We start from the raw sequence: 22,013 nt of genomic DNA on the forward strand, positions 1-22,013 counted from the left end.
CTCGCCTCCATTGTCATCAACCTATTTGAAATACGTGGGGAACTTCGCTTTCAATAATGCCTGATCGGAAATGCCAACTTGCAGATGGGCGCGAATTAATTGCTCTGCTTGATCTGGCTGTTGCTCTTTGATGGCTTCAACAATCTGACCATGCTGCGCATACAGTTCATCCCAATGATGATCTGTCGCCAATCGAAGCATCCGAGTACGGTTCAAATGCACGTTAATTTGCCCAATGACCGCCCATGTGTTCATTTTCTTACAGCCTTCGAAAATTGTTCGATGAAATTCCTCATCAAGCTCAAACATTTTCTTGTAATCTTGTTCATCCATACACACTTTCTGGGAGGCTAAATTCATCTGCAGCGAGCGAAGGGACTCTTCTGGAAAAGAGCTGCAGGCCAAGCGAATAACGGCGCTTTCCAGATGTTCTCGAATGAAGCGTGCCTCATCAACCAGCTCCAAATCAATGCGAGAGACAACGGTGCCGCGTTGCGGATAAATGTCCAACAAGCCTTCCTGTGCTAACTGAACAAAGCTTTCCCGAACGGGTGTCCGACTCACGTTAAAGCTTACCGACATTTCTTTCTCCGAAATGGTTACACCTGGAAGCAGGGTGAGACTCATAATTTGAGCCTTTAGCGTGTGATAGACGGCATCACGGGTCGAACTAATCAGTGGTTTTTTGAAAAAATCCATGTGTGTCTCCTTTATTAAATGTAGCCATAACTCATACTACCATACTTGTATGGTAGTGCGGTAGTGGGAAATGATGAACAAAAACACCGCATGTTGCCCGTGCTTTCCTAAATAGGAATAGCACGAGTCAAATGCGGTGTCAGTAAGCTTTATCGAGAAATAGCTAAAACTTGAACCTTTTTCCAAGCTTCCAATTGTTGTTCCAACTGTTCCACTAACGTTGAGACGTCTTGTGAGAACTGCTCTTTTTCTTGCTCATTCATCGCATCCTGCTCCATCTGTAGCTCGTTCGAAGCGGGTGGAGCGGGGATCATACGAAGCAACTGCTGTAGTTTAGCATGAAGTGGCTTTCCAGCAGCTATAGGAGTCTCAGATTGCCGCGCTGAAATCGCTGTTTCAGCTGCCGTAACGCCTGTGACTTCATTTTTTACTTCCTCAACAGTCGCAGCTTCATTAACCTCCACTTTCACCTTCTCTGTCTTAGCAGGAGGCTTGGCCGCGACAGGCTTCGCGCGTTCTGCACGATTGTTCTGGAAGGTGGACCAGGTCTCAATTAATTCAGGCCCAGACTTATAAAGCAGCTGGCCTTTAATCCGGTCAGAGATGTCTTTATCCTTAAACATCTTCGCAATTTTCTTCACATCACTGACGGGCATTTCATCGCGTGCCATGATTAAGGCAAGCGGATCACGATGCTCCATCGGCAGATCCTTCAGCGGCAGCAATTGATCCTCAGTCAGCTTGTCTTTACGAATCTCGGTTCCAGAGGCGATAAGCTTCTTAACGGAGTTCCCAAATTTGAGTAACTCACATTTGTTTTTGATATAGGATTCCGGCTTACCAAGCTTACCAGAAAGATATTTAATAGAAGAACTAAACTTCGCGTCATGCATGAGCTTATGAAAAGCTTCGGCTTCCTCAATCGGAGAGAAGCCTTCTCTTGTTAGATTTTCAGCAATCTGCTCCAGATAGATTTCCATCTCATCCGTTACCGTGGATACGATACAAGGCATGGTTGGAAGCCCAAGCATTTTACTAGCTTTATATCTGCGATTGCCATAAATGATTTTATATCGGTTGTCAGCGGTTGTACGCACTTTAATCGGTGAGAGTAAGCCAATCTCCCCAATGCTCTTCATTAATTCTTGAAGTGCCTCTTCATCGAATTGATAACGGGGCTGGTCTGTGTCTTCATCAATGAGATGTATAGAAATGTTATGTATGTCCATTTTCATGTCTCCATTCGTTCAGGGTCATCTAACTTAATTATATATCAAGGTTGGAACCGTGGAAACGTCAATTCGACAGAAAGGCGTGTTCATCATGGGGATTTGGTATAAATGGAGGAGTGAATTCAGCAAGAAGGGCTTGTTCTTCATCACCTATATCATTCGTCAGTGTGATCGGTTAAGTAAAGCTGTAAATGAACGAACACAAGAACTGCAGATTGCGAATGAAGATTTGCTGGGAGTGAACGAAGAGCTAATTGCAGGTCAGCAGGAGCTTCATGAGTCTATGAAGCGAATGCAGGAATCCGAGCAAATGTTGTCATACATGGCCTACCATACCTTTGCTAGATTTGGTGGTGATGAATTTGCAATTTTGTTGGAGGATTGCTCTAGTGAGCAGGAAATCCAAGCCTTTTGTGGGCAAATTATCGCTGTCTTGAAACCGCCTTGTATATTGGCGAATCGCTCATTCTTTATTAACGCCAGCATAGGCATTGTACAATATCCGCATGGTGGTGCGACATGGAATGCCTTGCTGAAGAATGCCGATATCGCCATGTATATGGCTAAGAAAGAAAGCGGCAGTTCCTATAGCTTCTTCAATCAACAAATGGAGAGGTTGTCGATCTCGAAGCTGGAAATGGAGAATCATCTCCGTCAGTCGCTTGATCGAAATGAACTCGAAATTGTCTATCAGCCGCAGATTGATTGCATGAAAGGTAAGATTACTGGCGCGGAAGCACTTTTGCGTTGGAATCATACGACGAAAGGCTACATCTCGCCATCCGATTTTATTCCCTTATCGGAGGAACTCGGCCTTATTGATGACATTGGTGAATGGGTGCTCCGCGGCGCATGCAGGCAGATGAAAGCTTGGCATAGTCTTATAGATGAACCCCTCATGATCTCCGTTAATATTTCTGTCAAACATTTGAATGATCATCGCTTTGTGGATAAAGTCATTGCGATTCTGGAAGAGACAGGATTAGAAGCGAAATACTTAGAGATGGAAATCACAGAGAATGTAGCTATGCAGGATGAGCATATGGGCGTACTTTACTCGCTTCGCCAACTAGGAATCTCCATTTCCGTGGCCAATGCCTTTCAGCTGAAAATGATCGCAGAGGGCGTCGAAACCGAAGAGCAGGCGGAATTCTTGGTGGCGAATGGATGTCATCATATACAAGGCTATTATTTTTATAAACCGATGAAGCCAGAGCAGCTGCAAGCAGTATTCAAAGAAGGGTTGCATGAGAAGCTAGCATTCTTAGGAGTAAAGTGGATTCATAATTATGATATTTAAAATCGTTAGTAAACACAAAAGAGGTGCCCCCGGTAAGGGGCACCTCTTTTGTGTTTAGGAAAAACTAGAGCGCGACGATTTGCTTCTGCTTATTCTGGAAATAGACCCAATGCTTGAATCCAATTTCTTTCAAGGCTTTCTGAACTTCTTCCCAATCGTCAGCGACGCGACTAGGGACATGGGCGTCAGACCCGAAGGTAACCTCAACGCCGAAATGCAGGGCGCGCTCTAGAATTTCATGTGAAGGATACCAACCGCCAACGTCTTTCGTTTTACCTGACGTATTAATCTCGATCGCTACACCAGACTCTCCAATGATTTTCAAAGTTTCATCGACCTTTGGCGTCGAGATATCTGAAAATGCAGGGTAGAAACCTTTCATCGCATCGATATGTCCAAGAATTTGGAACATACCTGAGCGTGCCGAATCAGCAATCAGACGATAGTACTCTTCTTTATGTTCAACCTGTTCAGCTGCATTTAATTTCTTCCATCTGTTGCGATTGAAGATACTTACGCCTCCGGAGAGATGAACAGAGCCTATGATGTAATCGAACGGATATTTCGCGTATTCTTGTCGATAGATCTCCACGTGCTCAGGGAAATAATCAGACTCGACGCCTAAGAGTACATTGATTTTGCCAGCATACTCGTGTTTGAGGCGAAGTACTTCTTCGATATATCGGGGGAATTCGCTTTTTGCCATGGCGATAGCAGGCTGTGCACGATCTTCTGAACTTCCAAAATAAGGCGAGTGATCCGAGATGCCAATAACCTGAAGGCCGCCTGCAATGGCTGCTTCAATATAGTCACGTATGGTATCTTGCGCATGTCCGCATCGATCATGATGCGTATGTAGGTCGAATTTCATGGCTTGGACTCCTATTCTGATCCGATAAATTGCGTTTCCGGCATTCCTTTAAGATCGCGAAGAAATTGTTGCATAGCTGAATTCAAGTACCGTCCTGACTTATATACTACGCCTACTGGATGGGTAATATCCAGTTCGTTCACTTTTACCATTTTCAATGATCCATGCCGCAATTCATCTGCAACAGACATCTTGGAAATAATCGCAACACCCAGATTAAGCTCTACCATGCGCTTCACTTCCTCGCTGCTAGACAACTCCATGACAATATGAGGTGAGACCTCATAGGACTTGAAGATTTGATCAACGAATCGTCGACCTGCTGTTTCTGGAGAAAGCATGATAAACGGAATGTTCTTGAGCTTTTCGATGGATAAGTGCGTGAAACGACTAAGCGGATGGTGTGTGGAGACGATGAGTTCGAAAGTATCATAGTAAAGCACCGATGTCTCCAGTGTTGGATTCTTCTCAAACAAATACGTGATCCCAATATCGATATGACCGTTTTCCACGGATGTCATGATCTGAGAGGACGTCATGGAGTGAATCGTTGTTTTGATCAGCGGGAATTGATCTTGGAAATAGGAAAGCACCCTCGGTAATATCTGCATGGCAATGGAAGTCGTTGTGCCAATATGGATGTGGCCTTGAGGTGTTTGACTTAGATCGGAAAGACGCTGTTTCAGGTCATGGGTGATCCGCAATATTTTCTCCGCATGCTCCAAGAAAAGCTTTCCACTATCTGTTAAAGTAACAGGCTGATTACGATCAATGAGAATCGTACCGAATTCATCTTCAAGACTTTTTATTTGCGCGGAAACGGCAGGTTGGGTCAAGTTAAGAATCTCGCCAGCTTTACGAAAGCTCATCGTTTTCGAAATCGTGAGCAGGGTTTCTAACTGGTTCATATTCATGAGATTTACCTCCTGCATGTTAGATTTAGGGTGTATAGGTACAAATAAAATTTATCGAAATTGTAAAGGGCATAAAAACCTTTTCTAACCTTATTATATGATACGAAGTGCTAACTAGGCAACATGGCAGGATAATTGCAAGTTTTTGGGCGCAAGATACCGAGGCAGGGGAAAGGGCTTCAACCTGAAAATTATCTTTGCAAATTACTCAAATTTGAATATAATAATTTATACATATAAAATGACGATTAAGGAGACTCCACGTATGACTTTAACACGTAAATCAAATCCAACCTGGACAGTTGTAGCCTTGATGCTTGGGCTCTTGCTTGCTTCGCTCGATCAAACGATCGTATCCACTGCGATGCCAACGATTGTATCCAAGCTTGGCGGATTCAGCCAATTCGTTTGGGTATTCTCGGCCTATCTGATTGCGAATGTGGCTGCAATGCCGATCTTCGGAAAGCTATCTGATATGTATGGCCGCAAATTATTTTTCATTATCGGGATTGTCGTCTTTATGATTGGTTCTGCGTTATGCGGAACGGCATCTTCGATGACACAGCTCATCATCTACCGCGCAATTCAAGGTATTGGTGGCGGTGCCTTGATGCCGATTACGTTTGCCATTATATTTGACATTTTCCCACCAGCGAAACGGGGTAAAATGCAGGGCTTGTTCGGCGCAGTCTTCGGTTTATCCAGTGTACTTGGACCCATTATTGGGGCTTACTTTACGGATCATGTTACCTGGGAGTGGATTTTCTTTATCAACTTACCTCTAGGTGTTGTTTCATTGTTGATGATTATTTTCTCGTATCATGAGACCGTGGAACATAGTAAGGCGAAGATTGATTGGAGTGGTACGATTGTTCTTACCGCAGCTATCGTTTCGCTGATGTTCGCATTGGAGTTTGGCGGTAAAGAGTATGCGTGGGATTCGATGCAGATTATTGGTTTATTTGCTGGTTTCGTTGTGCTGCTGGCAGGCTTTCTTCTCATAGAGAAAAACGCCGCAGAGCCAATTGTACCGCTCGATTTGTTCAAGAACCGTTTATTTACATCAAGCATGGGTGTAAGCTTTGCCTATGGAGCTGTTCTTATTTCCGCGGGTACATACATTCCTTTGTTTATTCAAGGGGTATTCGAAGGATCAGCGACATCGGCTGGCTCGACATTAACGCCAATGATGCTTGGTGTTGTTGTAAGTAGTGCGTTAGGTGGACGCTTCATCAGTAAATTCTCCTACCGGAATGTGCTTCTTGTATCTGTCGCTCTTCTATTAGTAGCGACATCGCTGCTTGGTGGAATTTCCATTGATTCTGAGCGATGGGTGATCACAACTTATATGATTATTCTGGGACTAGGGATTGGCGCTTGCTTCCCAATTACGTCGATGTCCGCACTTCATAAAGTTGATTTCCGCCGTCGGGGTACGGTGACATCCTTAGTCGCTTTCTTCCGATCTGTTGGTTCCGCCATTGGGGTAGCTATATTCGGTAGCATTCAAGTGAACGCTTTGAAGGATAACATCACAACTTCGCTGAATGACCCAGCCATGGCTGAAAAGTTTCATGACGCACGTATGCTGCTTCAACCAGAGGTCAGAGCGAACATTCCAACTGACGTCTTGCATAAGCTGCTTGCAGCTTTGGCCGATTCGATTGCCGTCGTATTCCAAACAACGATTGTCTTAGCAGTTCTAGGACTTGCGTTCATTTTATTGATGGGAAATGCTAAACTAGAAGTTGGTAAAGCGCCTGTTAAAGGAGATGTACCAGCAGGACACTAGGAGGTTAACACAAAATGTCGATGAAGCTAGTCATTCTCGGGCTATTAATGGAAGCCAATCGGCATACCTATGAAATTCGCCAAACGATGAAAGAACGCGGCATGACGAACTACATGAAGCTGCAAGACGGATCGCTATACTACGCGATGGATCAGCTTCATAAGGAGGGTCTTGTAGAAGCACTGGAAGTCGTGCGGGATACGAATCGACCCGAGAAGACGATTTATCAAATCACGGAAGCGGGTAAGCGCAAATTTCAAGAATTGCTGTCTCATCAATTGCATGTAGAGATTAAGCATTATCATCCGCTCTATGTAGCCCTGCCATTTACCGTTCATGGGGATCAAGCCAAGATTGCCGATATTCTCGAGCACAAAATTTTGGAACAGAAAATGATCATGAATAAGATGAAAAGCTTATACAATGAGCATTTGACCATTGTTCCACGCGTTGTCTTGCAAATGATGGTCGGCAGCTATAAGCGTGCTTTCACTGAGTTGAAATGGCTGGAGGAGCTGCAACGAGATGCCCGTGAGGGTCGATTACAGGAGAAAGATTCGGAGCTCGATGTGGATTGGGATCGGATTGAGTGAGGAAGATTGAAAAACGCACTACCTTGGCCAACAAGGTAGTGCGTTTTTTTAGGCGATAAAAAGAACATAAGAAGTCATACAGGCAGTGCATAGAACTCATCTCCTTGCTCTGCCTTTTCTATGAGTTGAATGAACAGCCGAAGTGACCGCCGTCTAACCTAATAACTTTATTAGTAAATAGGCGATGACAAATATCAAATGACAATTTTCCAATTTTGTCATTCGCATATATTTTAAAACAGTATACTACCCCCGCGAGGATCTCCATCGAACATTTGAAAGAAGACCTTACTTGCTCGATGAGGATACCTCATTTAGCTGAGCAATGAAATGCGGCAAATCCGTGCAGACTAAGTCCGGCGTTATGCCAGCCGACGCCAGCTGCTCGTGCACATTGTCTGGCGTGGCGACGCCCGTCAGCACAAGTACCGTGCGGCACCCCGCCATTGCGCCTCCGCGGATGTCGGTGTGCACGTTATCGCCGATGACCCAGACATCGGCGGCAGGCAGACCGAGCCGCTCAATGGCATACGCCATGATGATCGGCGAAGGCTTACCGATCACCACCGGCTCCACGCCGGAGGCGGCGGTGATCGCAGCGGCCAGGGAGCCCGCCCCTGGCATAAGCCCTCCATCCGACGGAAGCATCCGGTCGGGATTGGTTAAGACATAGGTCGCGCCATGCTTCAGATGGCGGACCGCTTCCGTCAGCTTCCCGTAGGTGAAGCTGCGATCAATGCCCTGGACGACGTAATCCGGCGTCGTCTCATCCATGGCGAAGCCGGCTGCGTCCAGCGCAATCCGCAGGCCCTCTTCGCCGATCATATGCACGCGGCTGCCTGCGCGCTGCTCGGTTAAGTACTGCGCAGCCGCTTGCGAAGACGTATAAACGGCTGCCGCGGGTACCTCGATGCCGAGCGCTTGCAGATGCTCGGCAACCTGTTCGGGGGTTCGGGACGAATTGTTCGTCACCAATAGGTAGGGCAATTGCTCCTTATGCAGCCATTGCAGGAAAACAGAAGCACCAGAGATGGGCTCATGTCCTCTATAAAGTGTGCCATCTAGATCGATTAGAAATCCGTTCATCCTGTTGCTGCTCCTTTAGATAGGTAAGTTGTTGTCGGAAGTGTGATCTCTACGATCGTACCTACTTCTAATTTACTACGTATTTTCATGAAGCCGCCATGCGCTTCAATGATCCGATAACAGACCATCAGGCCTAGACCCGTTCCTTTTTCTTTCGTGCTGTAGAAAGGCTCTCCCATCTTGGGAAGACGCTCAGGTGCAATCCCACAGCCCTGATCCACGAAACGAACAAGAATTTGATCGCCAGTGCCATTCAGCTCCGCATAGATTCGCAGGGTTCCGCCTTCCGACATAGCTTCTATTGCATTTTTCATAATATTGATAAAAACTTGCTTGATTTGACTCTCATCACACGTAACGGGCGGAAGTCCAGAGTCAACTTCAGCTTCAATTTCAATATTACCGAGCAACGCTTGAGGCTGAAGCAATTCCACGGTACTCATTACAATCGTATACAACGTGCTAGTAACGAAATGGGTAGCCTGTGGCTTGGAAACAAATAAAAACTCATTCACAATGAATTCTATACGCTGCAGTTCTTTTTGCATAATTTCGATGTAATACTGCTCCTTCGTCGAACTCGTTTTGAGCAGTTTGAGAAAGCCTTTTAACGCGGTCAGCGGATTACGGATTTCATGTGCAACACCCGCAGCCAATTGCCCAACGGCAGATAGTTTATCCGATTTAATCAGCAATTCCTGCGTCTTCTTCAACTCGGTAATATCACTGAACGTAATGACGGTGCCCAGAAGCTGACCGCTTCCTTCGAGCATTGGACTAGACATATACTCTGCTGGAAAGCTGGTCCCATCTTTTTTCCAAAATACATCTTCATTCAGAATAGAGCCTTCACGCTGCAGCATCGTATTCACGGTCGAGTTTTCCTCTAGGATGACAAAAGATCCATCATGATCCACAGGTCGAATGAGATTATGTATCCGGCGTCCTAGCATTTCGTCCACTTTCCAACCGGTAATGGCTTCAGCTGCTTTGTTCCAGAATATGGTACGTCCATTCGTATCAATCCCATAAATCCCTTCAGAGACAGAGTTCAGAATCAGTTGATTTTGTTTATACAGCTTATCAATTTCCTTTTTCTGTTCTCTGATCTCGGTCAAGTCTTTGAGAATAGCATAAACCCCAACGATTTGATTGCCCACCTTCGTTGGAACGAAAGTTACATTAAAAGAGATGGGATGCCCATTTTGATGCAAGAAAGAACCATCGAAATTTTGTGGCAATCCTTGAGAAGCCACTTGGAAATGGTGCAGTGTTTTGAGTAGATCAGGAGGATGGATCATTGGAAGAAAGGAAGCAGATTTCGACGATTCTTCACCAAATCCTAGTATGCTCTCAAGTCCGTGATTCGAAGAAAGCACATCGCCATCCAAGCTAAAGGAAATTATGGAATCAGGATGGTTATCAAATAGCGATTTATACCGCTCAGCAGACTCCGAAATGATAACTTCGCGTCGCATGATTAGCCTGATTCCTAAGTAGCCGAGTATCATGAATACGACGAACAAACCACTATCGAGAGCTATACGTACCACTTGGTTATGTTGAAAATAGGATAGATGATGTAAATAAAATAAATCCACACCGAAGAGTGTTATAATACTTACAAGGTAAAAAGTTATTTTTTGGACACTAGCAGGAGGGGGGGGCATCGTCATTGACTCTCAACTCTCCTTTTTAAGATTTCCTCTAATAGTTTAACAGGATTATCTATAATATTGTATAATTTTCCATTCTTTTTTGTTTTATTAATTTTATGGTACGGTTCTCAATTTACGCTTCGACAATTTAAGTATGAGGGTAGAATGGGGGTGTGTATCTGAGTAGTTGGAACTATTTTTGTTAAAATCACAGTATACTTGTCCCAAAATTTTATGTATAATGTTGAAAAAGGTCGTTTTTCTGTGGAACTTATTCACAAATGAGATCGGAGCGGAGCTATGAAGGCTGAGTACATTAATCCCTTTTTGGAGTCGGCTAGAATCGTCATCGAGCAAGTTGCTAACATTCGCCCAACTACAGGGCAGCTCGGCATTAAAGACGTCAAATTTGTGGAAAAGTATATCTGGATTCAAATTGGGATGACGGGGCAAATGGAAGGTGACGTAGTCTTTGGTTTGGCGGAAGATGTTGCTTTGAAAATGGTATCTGCCATGATGGGTGGATACGTCATCACTGAAATGGATGATATGGGAAAGAGTGCCATTTCTGAGCTAGGTAATATGATTAGCGGTAATGCGAGCACGATGCTCTTTAATCAAGGCGTTCGGGTAGACATCACGCCACCTAAGCTTCTCCAATCTGCAACGGCAGCAGGATTTGTGCCGAAGAAAGCATTAACCATTCCTTTAATTATGGATGGCATTGGTGAGCTAGACATTCAAGTACTAATTACGTAATATAAGTTAGAACGTGTGGAGTACCTACATCATGGTAACTCCTTTTTTTTCACATAAAAAAGGTTGAGTTTTCGGTTCCCGAAAACTACTTTATGATTGGCGATAAAACCTACCTCTAAGCGCGGTCGCACATCTCGAGCGGCTTCGATAGAGGTTTTCTCATTTGGAAGGGAGTGGAATGGGTTGGAAATCACGAACAAAGTCGTCTTGATTACAGGTGCCTCAAGTGGGATAGGGGCTGTGATGGCGCAGCAATTTGCAGCTAAGGGAGCTATTCCCGTGTTGACCGCACGGCGTACAGATAAGCTCAAACAGATTGCTTCAGGGTTGCCAGGTAAACATGGCGTATACGCTATGGATGTGACGAAGACGGAAGAAGTGGGCGAAGTTGTGACTCGAATCATCGCCGAATTTGGGCGTATTGATATACTGATTAATAATGCTGGATATGGCATATTCGAGACATTTGCCGAGGCGCCTCTTGCTCATTTTGAAGAGATGATGAATGTGAACTATCTTGGGCTAGTGCGATGCACGCAAGCCGTACTCCCGCATATGCTGGCGGCAGGCAGCGGACATATCGTCAATATTGCCTCGATGGCGGGGAAAATTGGATCAGCGAAATCGACAGGTTACTCCGCAACCAAACATGCGGTGCTTGGCTTTACGAATAGCTTGCGGATGGAGCTAGCGAGGACTGGTGTATCGGTTACTGCTATTAACCCAGGTCCGATCGCGACACCCTTCTTCGACAAGGCGGATCCGAGTGGTAATTATGTCAAGAACATCGCTTGGTTCATGTTAAAGCCGGAAAAAGTTGTTAAAGAGCTCATGCATGCCATCGAGAAAAATATTCCAGAAAAGAACTTGCCTTTTGTAGCCAGTGCAGGAGTGAAATTGTTTCATATGTTTCCTCGCATGTTCAACAAATTGGCGTCAGGTATCATGAATAAAAAATAAAGCGGCTCCCAGTCTAAAGGATTGGGGTCGCTTTTTTCATGAGTCAGAAAAGCACGGGTAAGAACCCATACCTCGCGGTTACTGTTGATCAGGCTTCGCTGCTTGCTTCGCTAAATTGAGCTCACGGATTTCCTCGAAAATCTTTCGCATTTCCACCTTGCCTTCGGGATGAGATTGATTCCAATGGGAGGCAAGCGCAGGAAGGGCCTTATGAACATGGTTAAAAAATGCCCATATTTTGATTTTCTCGATCATTTCTGGGGATGTATCCCCCGTAATAAGTTCAGCTGTCTTGGCGACCAATGTGTTAAAATCGTTCTCGAAATCGGTGTTCATTCACTTCATCCCTTCGGATGGAAATAGGGTAGTTATTGCACTTTTAGTGTAATAGATGAAGAAGAGGCTGTCAAAAGTGAACGAAATAAGGCGATAGAGCCCCATATCGGCGCATGCTAAGCGCTCTCAAAAGACAAAGGGAAATTTTTCCGATATTTTTTACGGTAACGATTGTTTACTCCCCCTTTTTATCCTAAAATAAGGTAGGTATATGATGGGTCTTTTTACCTGTAGGCTAGGGGGGAATAGGATGAAGTCACTGAGAGAGATATTTACCAGCGACTTTAACACATTAGATAAAGGCATGCAGGAGCAGATCTATAAAGAATTTTATTTGCTTGTTTATCCGATGATTAACTTTATATTGAGAGATCACTCGGCTGTGGAGGACATTATCCAGGAGTCCTTTCTTCGAGCGGTTCACAAGGCCCCGTTATTAACGGAAATCGATAAATACGAGGGCTGGCTCAAAAGACTTACTCGGAACGTAACCCTAAATCATTTGCGAAAACATAGACGTAACCGTAATGAACTTGAAACAGAGACATTGTTCTCCTTGAAGGAGTCAGCCCCAACTTCGGACTATTCGGCCTCTCCAGACGTAGAAGTTGAAATGAAGGTCATGCGAGAGGCGGTTATTGCCTACATTAATCAACTTAGCCCCGCCTATAGACAAATTATCGCGATGAAATGGATCCACAATCTATCCTACAAAGATATGGCGAGTGAACTCTGTGTGACAGAAGGCGTTGTGCGACAAAGGCTGTTTCGTGCGCGCGATGCCATTAAGCAGAAGTTTTTGGATGAGTGGGGATCAGAGAGATAGCGGGGCATCGTGTACATATTTGTTTGCTGAAGCACTCTAGCATATAATATGGGCATGAGGTTGGAAGAGAAAAGGGGTATTTAGCATTGAGCACGAGTTTTGAACAGCTGCAGATTGCACAAACATATTTAGAAAAATTACAACAATTAGGGATTGGCGAGCCAACGCCAATTCAGGCGGAGGGCATCCCTGTTCTCCTGCAAGGCAAAGACGCGATTATCCAATCCCAGACAGGAACGGGTAAAACACTAGCCTATTTGCTGCCGGCTTTGGAACGAATTGATCCTGCACAAAAACAATTGCAAGTGTTGGTTGTCGTCCCTACGAGAGAGTTAGGCATGCAGATTATGCAGGAAATTGAGAAACTGACGAGTGGGGGACCTATTCGTTCGCAATCCTTGATCGGGGGAGCGGCTGCAGCGAGACAGGTAGAAAAGCTGCGTCTTCACCCGCATATTGTCGTTGGAACGCCAGGACGTTTACTTGAGTTGATGAAAATTCGGAAACTTACGCTTCATCATGTGAAGATCGGCATTGTGGATGAAGTCGACCAAGTGTTTGAGCTGGGCTCTATGCAGGATGTAGAAGCGGTGCTCAAAGGTATGCTTCGTTCTAGTCAAATGGTGTTTGTCTCGGCGACAATTCCCCAAAGTACGGAGCAAGCAGCAGGCAGATGGCTGAAGGATCCGGTTGTTATCAAAATTAACCCCTCACAGCGTACCGCTGAAACGCTGGAACATCACTATGTCGTGTGCCAGGAACGGGAAAAGATCGATACACTCCGAAGACTCGTTCGCATGATTAAGCCAAAATCTGCGATTGTGTTCATCAACGTGACTGACGATATTGCGCAAGTTGTTGGCAAGCTTCAATATGTAGGCCTTTCAGTTGAAGCTCTTTATGGAGAAGCGAGCAAGCAGGATCGCGCCAAAGTCATGGGGAATTTCCGCGAGGGGAAATTCCAATTGTTGCTAGCGACGGACGTTGCTGCCAGAGGACTAGATATTGAAGGTGTAACGCACGTATTCCATTTGGATGTGGCCACGAATGCGGAGTATTACCTTCATCGTGTAGGTCGGACAGGCCGGATGGGCCGCGAGGGGACGTCGATCTCCATCGTGACATCGAGAGAGCTCTTCATCATCGAAAAATTCGAGAAGCAGCTCGGCATTACGATTGAGCCGAAGGCGATGTACGAAGGCCGGTTAGTTGACCCGGCACAAGACCGCAGTGCGGCTACGATGCGCAGCCGCCGTGAAGCCGCGCGCCCGAGCGGCGCAGCTCCTTCGCGCAGCGGCTCCGCCGTCGCGCGTGATGCTGCCGCGCCAGCGGGTGCGGTTCGCGTAAGTGCCGCGGCGCCAGACGCAAGCGTACAGCGAGACGCTGCTCCGGCGAAGCCGGCAGCGGTGGCCAAGCCGGCTGCCGCAGGCAAAGCTGTCAGCAAAGCGCAACGCGAGCGCGAGCGCAAGAGCAAGGGCGCTCCGCGCTGGCTGAAAGAGAAGCAGCAGAACAAAGAAGAATAGCTTGCTTCATAAGGAAGCTGGTAACTATCTGCGGGGTGTAAAGCAGCATGCTGAAGAAAATCATGATTACGATCTTGACTCTGGCTGTCATCGCAGTGGCGATGCTAGTCATCGTCATTCAGTATGTGAAGCCAACAGAGTCACTTGATCTGCAATATAAAGAGATATCTATAAGTAACAAAATCGCTGAGATGATCCTCACACGGAAGCTGGACGTTCGGCTCTCGGAAGAAGACGTGAATCATTTGCTCAAGAAGCAATTAGCTTCGCACAGCTTGCTGCCGCATGACTTTCGTATGGAAGGTGCAAAGCTGAACTTGCAAGGCTCCATGATTGAAGCGGATGTCAACGTGAGGTGGCAGGAACGGATCCCGATCGGCGCACACACGATGTTTACATTAGCGTGGGATCCGCCTAACTTGGTTATTCAGCATGTGAATACGCAGATCAAGCATTGGCAGTTGCCTAGTGCATGGCTTCAACTAGCGCCTGTTGAAATCCCACTGGAATCCTATTTGCCTAAATTAATTGGGATTAAGAATGTGGTTTTTGAAGACAAGAGCATCGTAATTCAATTAAAGGCGTTTCAGTAGAAAACGAAAACCCTTTCCATGCCACCAAAGTGGATCTGAAGGGTTTTCGTTTTTTATTTCGTATCTCACACGAACATCAAGCTTTTGCTCCCAGTACAGGAACCTGCCATCTGCGCGTATACACAATAATGCCAAATACAACACACATACTGATGAGAACAAACCAAATCGAGACACCTACATGGAAGTGATCCATGCCCCAACCGACACCGAGCGGCAGAATAGCTCCGCCTAAACCACCGGCGGCGATAAGCGCACTCGTTGTTTGTTCCGTGCGTCCAGGCAATAGTTGATTCGCATAGATCAGGGCGACGGCAAACATTCCTGACATGAATAACCCGAGAAAGAGGATAACGGCAAAACTGCTCCAGAGATTGGTGCTAAACACCCATACGAGTACTGTAAGCAAGCTTAAGGCAAAGGAGAAGGCCAAATAACGGAAATACGTCATTTTCTCGGCCAGTACGCCTGCGAATAAGCGACCAACAACCATCGTTACCCAATAAGCGGTAACACCAAGTGAAGCGATGGAACTTGAAGCGTGAAGCTGGTCCTGAAAGATTGACGGTAAGAAATTAACAATCGTATTTTCCATGCCGCAATATAAGAAGAAGACGGTCATGAGTAAACATAAAAAGATGAACGAATTTTTAGTAAGAACAGGAACTCGATCTGCTTTCTGTGTACGGTCCGCTTTATGTGCAAGTAATTCATCATGCTCGCCTAAGGAAAGTTTGGACCAAATGATCCCTGTGGCAAGTGCGCTTACCCCAAGCAGTATAAAGGCCGTTTTCCATAAACCATTTGCAATAAGTAAACTGGAAACAAGCGGCATAAATAAGGCGCCTACGCCAAAGAAGACTTCAAGCTTGCTGAAGGCAACGGCTTGCTGATCTTTGGCAGCCATGAGAACGAATGTGCTTATACTGGATTCCACAAGTCCAAATGAGATACCTGCAAGAAAGGTCAACCCGATAACCACCGGCCAGGGAGGCAGTAAGCCAATGGCAATCATAGCGATAAATAAGAAGCAAAATGCCATTGTAATCGTACTTCGACGACTGATACGACGAATAAGCGAAGGCATGGCAAGTACGCCAAGCATGAAGCCTCCGAACTGCAAAAAAACGAGCATTCCGCCGCCGCTATAGCTTCGATCATAATGGGCAAGTAATTCAGGCAATACCGCACCAAAAATAACGTGCGTACAGCCTGTTAATAAGTAAGATAAGCAGCCCATGATCAATAATCTTTTCATAATGCGGCGCTGCCTTTATGTTCAGTCGTAAATTTGTCATTATAGGAAAATACGTGATCAATCGCTTCGGAAACGGAATTCACCGTATAAGCGGCATGCTTTTTCACATCAGCATGAGCGGTTTGCATGGCAAAGCTATGCGGAGTAATACCGAACATCGAGACATCATTAAAGGAGTCTCCAAAGCAAGCGATCTCCTCGGGCTTCAAACCTAGATGTGCGATAAGAGTAAGCAGGGAGCTGCCTTTCGAAACTTGGTGAGGCATGATGTCGAGACAATCGGTATCAGCTAAATAGATGTCCAATTGATCCTGAAGTTCTCTTTCTAATAGAGATTTGATCTCAAGTAAAAGGTCTACACGCCCGAAAAGTGAAAATTTACAAATCGGAAAAGCATCCTTCAGGGATTGCTCAATCTCGCTTTTCACGATAAATGCTTCAAACATCCTCGCCTGAATCTCGTCGGAGGCTGGACTCAAGCTTTCGATATAGTTCGCATCTCCGGAGCATATCAGTTTTACGACATCCGAAGCCTTAATTAGCTCGTAAACGCGATTGGCAATGGCAGGCTCAAATAGCTTCGATTGCAGAAGCGTTCCATCTAGTAAATGGATGAACGCGCCATTTTGGGAAACGGAATGAGCTTGATGATCTATTTCTTGAAGCACTTGTTGCATTTCTAAGTTCATTCGACCTGACGCCAAACAAAGCGAAACTCCTGCTTCTTTCACCTGACGTAGGGCATTAAGCTCTCGCTTAGCTACTTTCTTATGGTGATCGAGCAATGTGCCATCCAAATCACTAACAATAAGTTTAATCATGTTGGTTTTCTCCTCCTGCTAATACAATTTCAACTTCATTGGCCAATAAGCGTTCTTTCATTTCCTCACTTAGTGCTTGATCTGTCACCAATATATCAATGCTTTCAAATCCAACCACGCGATGGAATAAACGCTTGCCGAATTTGGAATGATCTGCGAGTACAATGACTTGATCGGCATGCTGCATCATGGCTCTAACTAAATAGCACTCTTCCTCATTCGGAGCAGACAGTCCATCTTCGGAAATACCGCACGTTCCAATGAATAGCTTATCGACGTGATATTCTTTTAACATTTCAATCGCAGTAGCCCCGTAGACACTATGCTGCTTATTATCTAGCACACCGCCAAGCATATGAATCGTAATTTCATCTTTGCGGGTGAGGATAGCGGCTGTTTCAATAGAGCTTGTGATGACAATGTTGTTTTTGGAGGTAAGGGCATTCGCAGCATGCAAAACAGTCGTGGACGCATCCATCATCAGATAATCGCCATCTTGAACGAGGGCTGCGGCTGTTTTACCAATCGTCAGTTTAGAAGAAGACTCTTCTTGAAGACGCTGATCATAATTACCGACTTCTTTAGAAAGCGTCGGAAGAATCGCTCCGCCTCTCGTGCGAACGATCGAGCCTTGCTCCTCTAATTTCACCATGTCTCGTCTAGCCGTATCGCGAGAAACTTCATAAAGCTCACAGATCAGATCTACGGATATACGCTTATTCGATTTTAAGTATTCAAGGATGGAAAACAGTCGTTCTTCTTGAAACAAAGGTATTCACCTTCTTTGCTTAAGCATTTGTAAGTGATTATAAGTATATTGCTTATTGTATACGTATGTTACTTTACTTTCAATACCTTTACGAAAGAAAAAACCGTGCTCTCTCGTTACATGAACGAGGACACGGTCGATACTTAATCTTATTTAACGGCTGGCTTTTTACGCGTTTGATTGTAGCTGGGATATGTGATTTCGCCCGAATCCAGTTTACGAATTTCCTCTTCGTTCCAACCTGTGATCTTATTGGTAGCTGTTACACCTGTCAACTTGATTTGATAACGAGTCGCTAAGTACGTTTGCAGCTTCAACATTTCTTCAGGTGTAATCTCGCGTAGCTTTTGCTTTCCATGAAGTTGGCCTAAGATGACACCGATGGATTCAGCGGCTAAGCTCGTGTTTGGTTGAATCCGTGTACTGCCGTATGCGATAGCTGAGGAACCCACATTTTTCCCAGCGGCGATGACATTCTCATAATTTTTCAGTAAAAAGCTGCGAAGCGGCATGCCATATTTATCGGGGCGTCCCATCTCAATTCCCCACTTATTGGCACTCGTTCCTTGTAAATCTAGCGGATAGCCGCCTATGCTGACATTGTCCCAGAACATCGTGCCTGCGAGAAGATCAGATGGTTTTAACGTGTAGTCCATTTCGTAGTGATTATATTCTCTTACATAGGGATAGGTTGGAAATTCGCCTAGTTCAGCTTTCTCCCAGCCAGGTAATGTTTTTCGGAAATGCTGCAAAATCAGAGCCGTTTCTTTATTTCCTAAATAAACAGCCTCTTGTATGGACGCCTGCTTGGCAGGATCCACGGTATAGACTAGCAGGGCGTTAATGAGGACTTCTCCATCGCGTTGATTCACCGCATTCAGACCTCTTAAGAAGACTCGGTCATTAGAAGGATGATACGCTTTCGTCATGCCACTAAGTCCAATAGCAAAACTATCGCTTACACTTCCGCCGCCAAATTGTTTAGCTCTTTCCTCAGGCTTTAATGCATTAAATGTCGTATTGAACTTCTTCCAATCTACGTTTTTGAACTTCATCATCATGCCAGCACTCATGTATTCAATATCTTTCTGACCATAGAACTTCTCAAGGCCTGGTAGACGTTTGGCTTCCAATTTACTAATTAACGCTGCAAAGTCACTGTTATCAACCCAATAGGATGCGGTTATTTTTTTCACTTCATTTTTATTGGTGCGATACACAATGGACGGAATTTTGTGCATATAATCAGGCGTTTTTATTTGTTCAATATCTTGAATCGTGATGCCTGACTCAATGGGTATGTCCTTGCTCAGCTTATTCATATAAGTTGTGAATTCAGGTAGCTTGCGAATCTTTGCGTTTCGAAAGCCGTCGAATAATTCTTTGGCTCGGCCTTGCACGAGTAAATTTCCATGTTCATCGCGTGTTTCATCTAGAAACAACATCTGACTTTGAAGAATTTGACCTCCGAAAGCTTGATGGGGATCAAGTATTTTTACTTTCAGGCCTTCATCCATAGCCGCACGGGCTAAATAGAGGCCTTCGAGCTCGCTTCCAATAACGACAACATCTACGTTTTCTGTTGGATATGTGGCTGAACTCTCGATTTTTGACTCTTGCATAGGTACTGATGAAGGTGCTTCACTCACTTGGGGTATGTCTTGATGTATAACGGTGGGCGCTACAGCGGTTACGTTAAGACTTCCTTGCTTGAACCAAATCTTGCTGAATGAGAAGGCTGATACAAGGATTAGGAGTACAGCCAGAGCAATAACGAGTTGAACTCGCGGGTTTCGTAAACGCATACATGAGCTCCTTTAGCGTTAGACTATATGATCTCAGTTTAGCAGTTTCAGGGCGGTTTTAATAGAGTTTGAGAATTGATTTTAAAAGATTTCCAAGCTCTACCCCCAAAAAATGACACGCCATGGCGAATCCTTGTAGCATAACCAGGAACCCTTCGCGAAGGCTCCATCTTATGTATAAACCATAATGACTAAGGGAGAGATTTTAAAATGAAAAAGAATCTAATGAAAAAATTCGTAGCTACAGGTCTTGTTCTAACAATGGTAATGGGTGGCGGAGCAGCCGCATTTGCAAATGGTAGTCATAATAATAATGATAGAAATAACAACAAAGGATCTAAAAACAATACGACGGTCATTAACCAGAAGAATGTATTCAATGGGAATGTTACGATTAATATTAATTTCAACGATATGAAGAATTCACAATGGGCAATGCGTTATATTGCAAGCTTAGCTTCCAAACGTGTTTTCGAAGGATATGAAGATGGCAGCTTCAAACCAGAGAAAACAGTAACTCGTATTGAAGCGATTACAGCTGCAGTTCGTTTGATGGGATTGCGTGAGCAAGCAGAATCCGATGCTGAGAAAGCAACGAAATTGAATTTCAAAGATGCGGACAAAGTTCCTGCATGGGCAGTAGGTTATGTTGCTGTAGCACTAGAAAACGACTTGTTCACTGAAAGTGATGATAGTGTTCAGCCTAATGAGGCAGCAGATCGTCTATGGGCAACGACACTTTTGGTAAAAGCATTGAAACTAGAAGCAGAAGCTAAAGCACAAATGACAAGCACGCTTACATTTAAAGATGCGAAGCAAATTCCAGCAGGTTCCGTAGGTTATGTGAAAGTAGCATTTGATAAAAAGCTAGTTGACGGTTTTGAAGACAATACATTCCGTCCAAATCAAAGCGTAACGCGTGCACAACTTGCTGCTTTATTAGATCGTACAAACGAGCAATTGCCTGATCAGGATCAAAACACAAACTCAGGTACAGTAAGCACGGCTGTTTACAACAATGTTCTTTCCCTAACTAAAAATGGCACAACAACGGCGTATACATTACACCCAGATGCTTTCGTGTTGCGTAACAATGAGAAAGTAGCTGCTTCTGAGATTGCTGTAGGCGATACTGTGAAAGTTCGTGCAATCAACAACATAGTTGTGTTTGTAGAAGTAGTGACAGCTAATACATCCTTCGATATTTTAGGAGCATTGACTGCAACTACAATTAACGCACAAGGTAGAATTGCAACAATCACGATTACACGTAATATCAATGGCGTTGATCAACAAACTACATATAATGTAGCTTCGACTTTTGCTTTGACGGGTAACCTTGCTAACTTCACACCAGGTCATGTCGTTCAGATTAAAGGCGATAACCAGTCCGTTACAACAATTGACGTTAAATAGAGGTAGTAAGTTCGCAATCCTACAATAGATATAGAAAAAGGTTAGATTCATACATACAAGCTCCTTGCTTAATTAGCAGGGGGCTTGTTGTGCATTTATTTGTATAATTTGGTAAGGAAGGTGGAAAACTATGCTATATCTTGAGAGGAGTGTGTTAGGATGGAAGAGAGCTTAATGGATACATTTAAAAGATATTACGCTGATTACAGGGGGGCAGAGGGCGTTGATCAAAGCTTCACGGAAGCTTATCAGGCAATGGCGTTCCACGTCATCAATCAGACGGAGCACTATGTGCAACAAGGTAACCTTGATGAAATTCAGAATTTGATTCGTGAGTTCAAAGAAATGGGTCTTTCGATATCGCCTAGCAATGATTCATTAAAGGAGCAATTTGAGCAAGAATTAGTGGAGCAAGAGCTGAATCGCTATTCTTTTTAAAATGGTGTTGCATTATTCCAAAGCCCGTGGTATTTTACTGGTCCGGCCAAAACGGGCTGCAGTTTTTACGACATATGGAAGACGCGATATATAGGTTTTCTCGTCGAAAAAAGTAAAAATAAAGCTTGCATCTGGTTGGACAGCTATGGTATATTACTTCTCGCTGCTTCGGTAACACGGTAGCGAACGCATGGAATATTGATCCTTGAAAACTGAACAACGAGTGAGTAAGCACGAACGAGAAATCGTTCAAAAAAGAGATTGCAAAATCTCGCTAGCATCAAAATGAGCAAGTCATCTTTCTACTATGGAGAGTTTGATCCTGGCTCAGGACGAACGCTGGCGGCGTGCCTAATACATGCAA

At 44.7% G+C, this 22,013-nt stretch carries 21 protein-coding genes and 1 rRNA gene; 11 read left to right on the top strand and 11 right to left on the bottom strand.

Translation table 11 applies throughout. The features are described from left to right. Window positions 1-21: 21 nt before the first annotated feature. Window positions 22-699: a GntR family transcriptional regulator gene (locus AC58PQ_RS27505; protein ID WP_497247226.1), complete on the bottom strand. Its 678-nt coding sequence runs from the start codon at window positions 697-699 to the stop codon at window positions 22-24. A gap of 149 nt (window positions 700-848) precedes the next feature. Further along, a complete protein-coding gene (locus AC58PQ_RS27510; RefSeq protein WP_497247228.1) occupies window positions 849-1,928 on the bottom strand; it encodes a ParB/RepB/Spo0J family partition protein in 1,080 nt (359 codons plus the stop codon). A 94-nt stretch (window positions 1,929-2,022) separates the two neighbouring features. Between AC58PQ_RS27510 and AC58PQ_RS27515 the strand changes: the two genes are divergently transcribed. Then, window positions 2,023-3,231, top strand: coding sequence for a putative bifunctional diguanylate cyclase/phosphodiesterase (locus AC58PQ_RS27515; protein ID WP_497247230.1), 1,209 nt, complete (start codon window positions 2,023-2,025; stop codon window positions 3,229-3,231). Between the two features lie 64 nt (window positions 3,232-3,295). Here the strand turns inward: AC58PQ_RS27515 and AC58PQ_RS27520 are convergent, their stop codons facing one another. Together AC58PQ_RS27520 and AC58PQ_RS27525 are read right to left on the bottom strand one after the other, a co-directional pair. Continuing rightward, on the bottom strand, window positions 3,296-4,102 hold the full coding sequence (locus AC58PQ_RS27520) for a histidinol-phosphatase (protein WP_497247232.1): 807 nt from the start codon (window positions 4,100-4,102) through the stop codon (window positions 3,296-3,298). 11 nt (window positions 4,103-4,113) lie between these two features. Then, on the bottom strand, window positions 4,114-5,016 hold the full coding sequence (locus AC58PQ_RS27525) for a LysR family transcriptional regulator (RefSeq protein ID WP_497247234.1): 903 nt from the start codon (window positions 5,014-5,016) through the stop codon (window positions 4,114-4,116). Between the two features lie 265 nt (window positions 5,017-5,281). On the opposite strand from AC58PQ_RS27525, the gene AC58PQ_RS27530 reads away from it, so the two are divergent. Both AC58PQ_RS27530 and AC58PQ_RS27535 read left to right on the top strand, forming a co-directional pair. Beyond that, entirely contained in the window at window positions 5,282-6,808 is a 1,527-nt protein-coding gene (locus AC58PQ_RS27530) for an MDR family MFS transporter (RefSeq protein WP_497247236.1), read from the top strand. Between the two features lie 14 nt (window positions 6,809-6,822). Then, window positions 6,823-7,401, top strand: coding sequence for a PadR family transcriptional regulator (locus AC58PQ_RS27535; protein WP_497247238.1), 579 nt, complete (start codon window positions 6,823-6,825; stop codon window positions 7,399-7,401). Between the two features lie 288 nt (window positions 7,402-7,689). Here AC58PQ_RS27535 and AC58PQ_RS27540 read toward each other — a convergent pair whose 3' ends face one another. Both AC58PQ_RS27540 and AC58PQ_RS27545 read right to left on the bottom strand, forming a co-directional pair. Continuing rightward, on the bottom strand, window positions 7,690-8,487 hold the full coding sequence (locus tag AC58PQ_RS27540) for a TIGR01457 family HAD-type hydrolase (RefSeq protein ID WP_497247240.1): 798 nt from the start codon (window positions 8,485-8,487) through the stop codon (window positions 7,690-7,692). Next, window positions 8,484-10,163 carry a PAS domain-containing sensor histidine kinase gene (locus AC58PQ_RS27545; protein WP_497247242.1) on the bottom strand — a complete coding sequence of 560 codons (1,680 nt, stop codon included), beginning with the start codon at window positions 10,161-10,163 and terminating at the stop codon, window positions 8,484-8,486. The genes AC58PQ_RS27540 and AC58PQ_RS27545 overlap by 4 nt, the downstream gene beginning before the upstream one ends. A gap of 282 nt (window positions 10,164-10,445) precedes the next feature. Here AC58PQ_RS27545 and AC58PQ_RS27550 point away from each other — a divergent pair, with 282 nt between their 5' ends. Beyond that, on the top strand, window positions 10,446-10,904 hold the full coding sequence (locus AC58PQ_RS27550; protein ID WP_497247244.1) for a chemotaxis protein CheX: 459 nt from the start codon (window positions 10,446-10,448) through the stop codon (window positions 10,902-10,904). Between the two features lie 183 nt (window positions 10,905-11,087). Beyond that, complete coding sequence (locus tag AC58PQ_RS27555; protein ID WP_497247246.1) at window positions 11,088-11,864, top strand: SDR family NAD(P)-dependent oxidoreductase; 777 nt, start codon at window positions 11,088-11,090, stop codon at window positions 11,862-11,864. 78 nt (window positions 11,865-11,942) lie between these two features. Here AC58PQ_RS27555 and AC58PQ_RS27560 read toward each other — a convergent pair whose 3' ends face one another. Further along, the gene (locus tag AC58PQ_RS27560) at window positions 11,943-12,200 is read right to left on the bottom strand and encodes a DUF2573 family protein (RefSeq protein ID WP_497247248.1); all 258 of its coding nucleotides are present in this window, start codon (window positions 12,198-12,200) and stop codon (window positions 11,943-11,945) included. 250 nt (window positions 12,201-12,450) lie between these two features. On the opposite strand from AC58PQ_RS27560, the gene AC58PQ_RS27565 reads away from it, so the two are divergent. The 3 genes from AC58PQ_RS27565 to AC58PQ_RS27575 all read left to right on the top strand — a co-directional run bounded on the left by AC58PQ_RS27565 (window position 12,451) and on the right by AC58PQ_RS27575 (window position 15,142). Beyond that, window positions 12,451-13,026, top strand: coding sequence for an RNA polymerase sigma factor (locus tag AC58PQ_RS27565; protein ID WP_497247250.1), 576 nt, complete (start codon window positions 12,451-12,453; stop codon window positions 13,024-13,026). Window positions 13,027-13,112: 86 nt separating this feature from the next. Then, window positions 13,113-14,549, top strand: a complete 1,437-nt coding sequence (locus tag AC58PQ_RS27570) for a DEAD/DEAH box helicase (RefSeq protein ID WP_497247252.1) — start codon at window positions 13,113-13,115, stop codon at window positions 14,547-14,549. Window positions 14,550-14,596: 47 nt separating this feature from the next. After that, on the top strand, window positions 14,597-15,142 hold the full coding sequence (locus tag AC58PQ_RS27575) for a hypothetical protein (protein ID WP_497247254.1): 546 nt from the start codon (window positions 14,597-14,599) through the stop codon (window positions 15,140-15,142). A gap of 76 nt (window positions 15,143-15,218) precedes the next feature. Here AC58PQ_RS27575 and AC58PQ_RS27580 read toward each other — a convergent pair whose 3' ends face one another. The 4 genes from AC58PQ_RS27580 to AC58PQ_RS27595 form a co-directional block, all read right to left on the bottom strand. Beyond that, entirely contained in the window at window positions 15,219-16,400 is a 1,182-nt protein-coding gene (locus AC58PQ_RS27580; RefSeq protein ID WP_497247256.1) for an MFS transporter, read from the bottom strand. Further along, entirely contained in the window at window positions 16,397-17,221 is an 825-nt protein-coding gene (locus AC58PQ_RS27585) for an HAD family hydrolase (RefSeq protein WP_497247258.1), read from the bottom strand. Before AC58PQ_RS27585 ends, AC58PQ_RS27580 begins: the two co-directional genes overlap by 4 nt. Further along, on the bottom strand, window positions 17,214-17,990 hold the full coding sequence (locus tag AC58PQ_RS27590) for a DeoR/GlpR family DNA-binding transcription regulator (RefSeq protein ID WP_497247260.1): 777 nt from the start codon (window positions 17,988-17,990) through the stop codon (window positions 17,214-17,216). The genes AC58PQ_RS27585 and AC58PQ_RS27590 overlap by 8 nt, the downstream gene beginning before the upstream one ends. Window positions 17,991-18,139: 149 nt before the next feature. Then, entirely contained in the window at window positions 18,140-19,795 is a 1,656-nt protein-coding gene (locus AC58PQ_RS27595; protein ID WP_497247262.1) for an FAD-dependent oxidoreductase, read from the bottom strand. Between the two features lie 210 nt (window positions 19,796-20,005). Here AC58PQ_RS27595 and AC58PQ_RS27600 point away from each other — a divergent pair, with 210 nt between their 5' ends. The 3 genes from AC58PQ_RS27600 to AC58PQ_RS27610 form a co-directional block, all read left to right on the top strand. Next, window positions 20,006-21,211, top strand: a complete 1,206-nt coding sequence (locus tag AC58PQ_RS27600; RefSeq protein WP_497247264.1) for an S-layer homology domain-containing protein — start codon at window positions 20,006-20,008, stop codon at window positions 21,209-21,211. A gap of 159 nt (window positions 21,212-21,370) precedes the next feature. Beyond that, window positions 21,371-21,649, top strand: coding sequence for a hypothetical protein (locus AC58PQ_RS27605; protein WP_477590932.1), 279 nt, complete (start codon window positions 21,371-21,373; stop codon window positions 21,647-21,649). A gap of 304 nt (window positions 21,650-21,953) precedes the next feature. After that, window positions 21,954-22,013, top strand: a 16S ribosomal RNA gene (locus AC58PQ_RS27610); the annotation flags it as partial.

The sequence above is a fragment of the Paenibacillus sp. J22P143 genome (genome assembly GCF_059692035.1).

Coding starts and splice junctions, on each gene's coding strand:
- AC58PQ_RS27595 (WP_497247262.1), bottom strand. CDS start 19,795: ATGCGTTTACGAAACCCGCGAGTTCAACTCGTTATTGCTCTGGCTGTA.
- AC58PQ_RS27550 (WP_497247244.1), top strand. CDS start 10,446: ATGAAGGCTGAGTACATTAATCCCTTTTTGGAGTCGGCTAGAATCGTC.
- AC58PQ_RS27560 (WP_497247248.1), bottom strand. CDS start 12,200: ATGAACACCGATTTCGAGAACGATTTTAACACATTGGTCGCCAAGACA.
- AC58PQ_RS27540 (WP_497247240.1), bottom strand. CDS start 8,487: ATGAACGGATTTCTAATCGATCTAGATGGCACACTTTATAGAGGACAT.
- AC58PQ_RS27520 (WP_497247232.1), bottom strand. CDS start 4,102: ATGAAATTCGACCTACATACGCATCATGATCGATGCGGACATGCGCAA.
- AC58PQ_RS27535 (WP_497247238.1), top strand. CDS start 6,823: ATGTCGATGAAGCTAGTCATTCTCGGGCTATTAATGGAAGCCAATCGG.
- AC58PQ_RS27580 (WP_497247256.1), bottom strand. CDS start 16,400: ATGAAAAGATTATTGATCATGGGCTGCTTATCTTACTTATTAACAGGC.
- AC58PQ_RS27575 (WP_497247254.1), top strand. CDS start 14,597: ATGCTGAAGAAAATCATGATTACGATCTTGACTCTGGCTGTCATCGCA.
- AC58PQ_RS27585 (WP_497247258.1), bottom strand. CDS start 17,221: ATGATTAAACTTATTGTTAGTGATTTGGATGGCACATTGCTCGATCAC.
- AC58PQ_RS27525 (WP_497247234.1), bottom strand. CDS start 5,016: ATGAATATGAACCAGTTAGAAACCCTGCTCACGATTTCGAAAACGATG.
- AC58PQ_RS27545 (WP_497247242.1), bottom strand. CDS start 10,163: ATGACGATGCCCCCCCCTCCTGCTAGTGTCCAAAAAATAACTTTTTAC.
- AC58PQ_RS27565 (WP_497247250.1), top strand. CDS start 12,451: ATGAAGTCACTGAGAGAGATATTTACCAGCGACTTTAACACATTAGAT.
- AC58PQ_RS27515 (WP_497247230.1), top strand. CDS start 2,023: ATGGGGATTTGGTATAAATGGAGGAGTGAATTCAGCAAGAAGGGCTTG.
- AC58PQ_RS27510 (WP_497247228.1), bottom strand. CDS start 1,928: ATGGACATACATAACATTTCTATACATCTCATTGATGAAGACACAGAC.
- AC58PQ_RS27605 (WP_477590932.1), top strand. CDS start 21,371: ATGGAAGAGAGCTTAATGGATACATTTAAAAGATATTACGCTGATTAC.
- AC58PQ_RS27600 (WP_497247264.1), top strand. CDS start 20,006: ATGAAAAAGAATCTAATGAAAAAATTCGTAGCTACAGGTCTTGTTCTA.
- AC58PQ_RS27505 (WP_497247226.1), bottom strand. CDS start 699: ATGGATTTTTTCAAAAAACCACTGATTAGTTCGACCCGTGATGCCGTC.
- AC58PQ_RS27530 (WP_497247236.1), top strand. CDS start 5,282: ATGACTTTAACACGTAAATCAAATCCAACCTGGACAGTTGTAGCCTTG.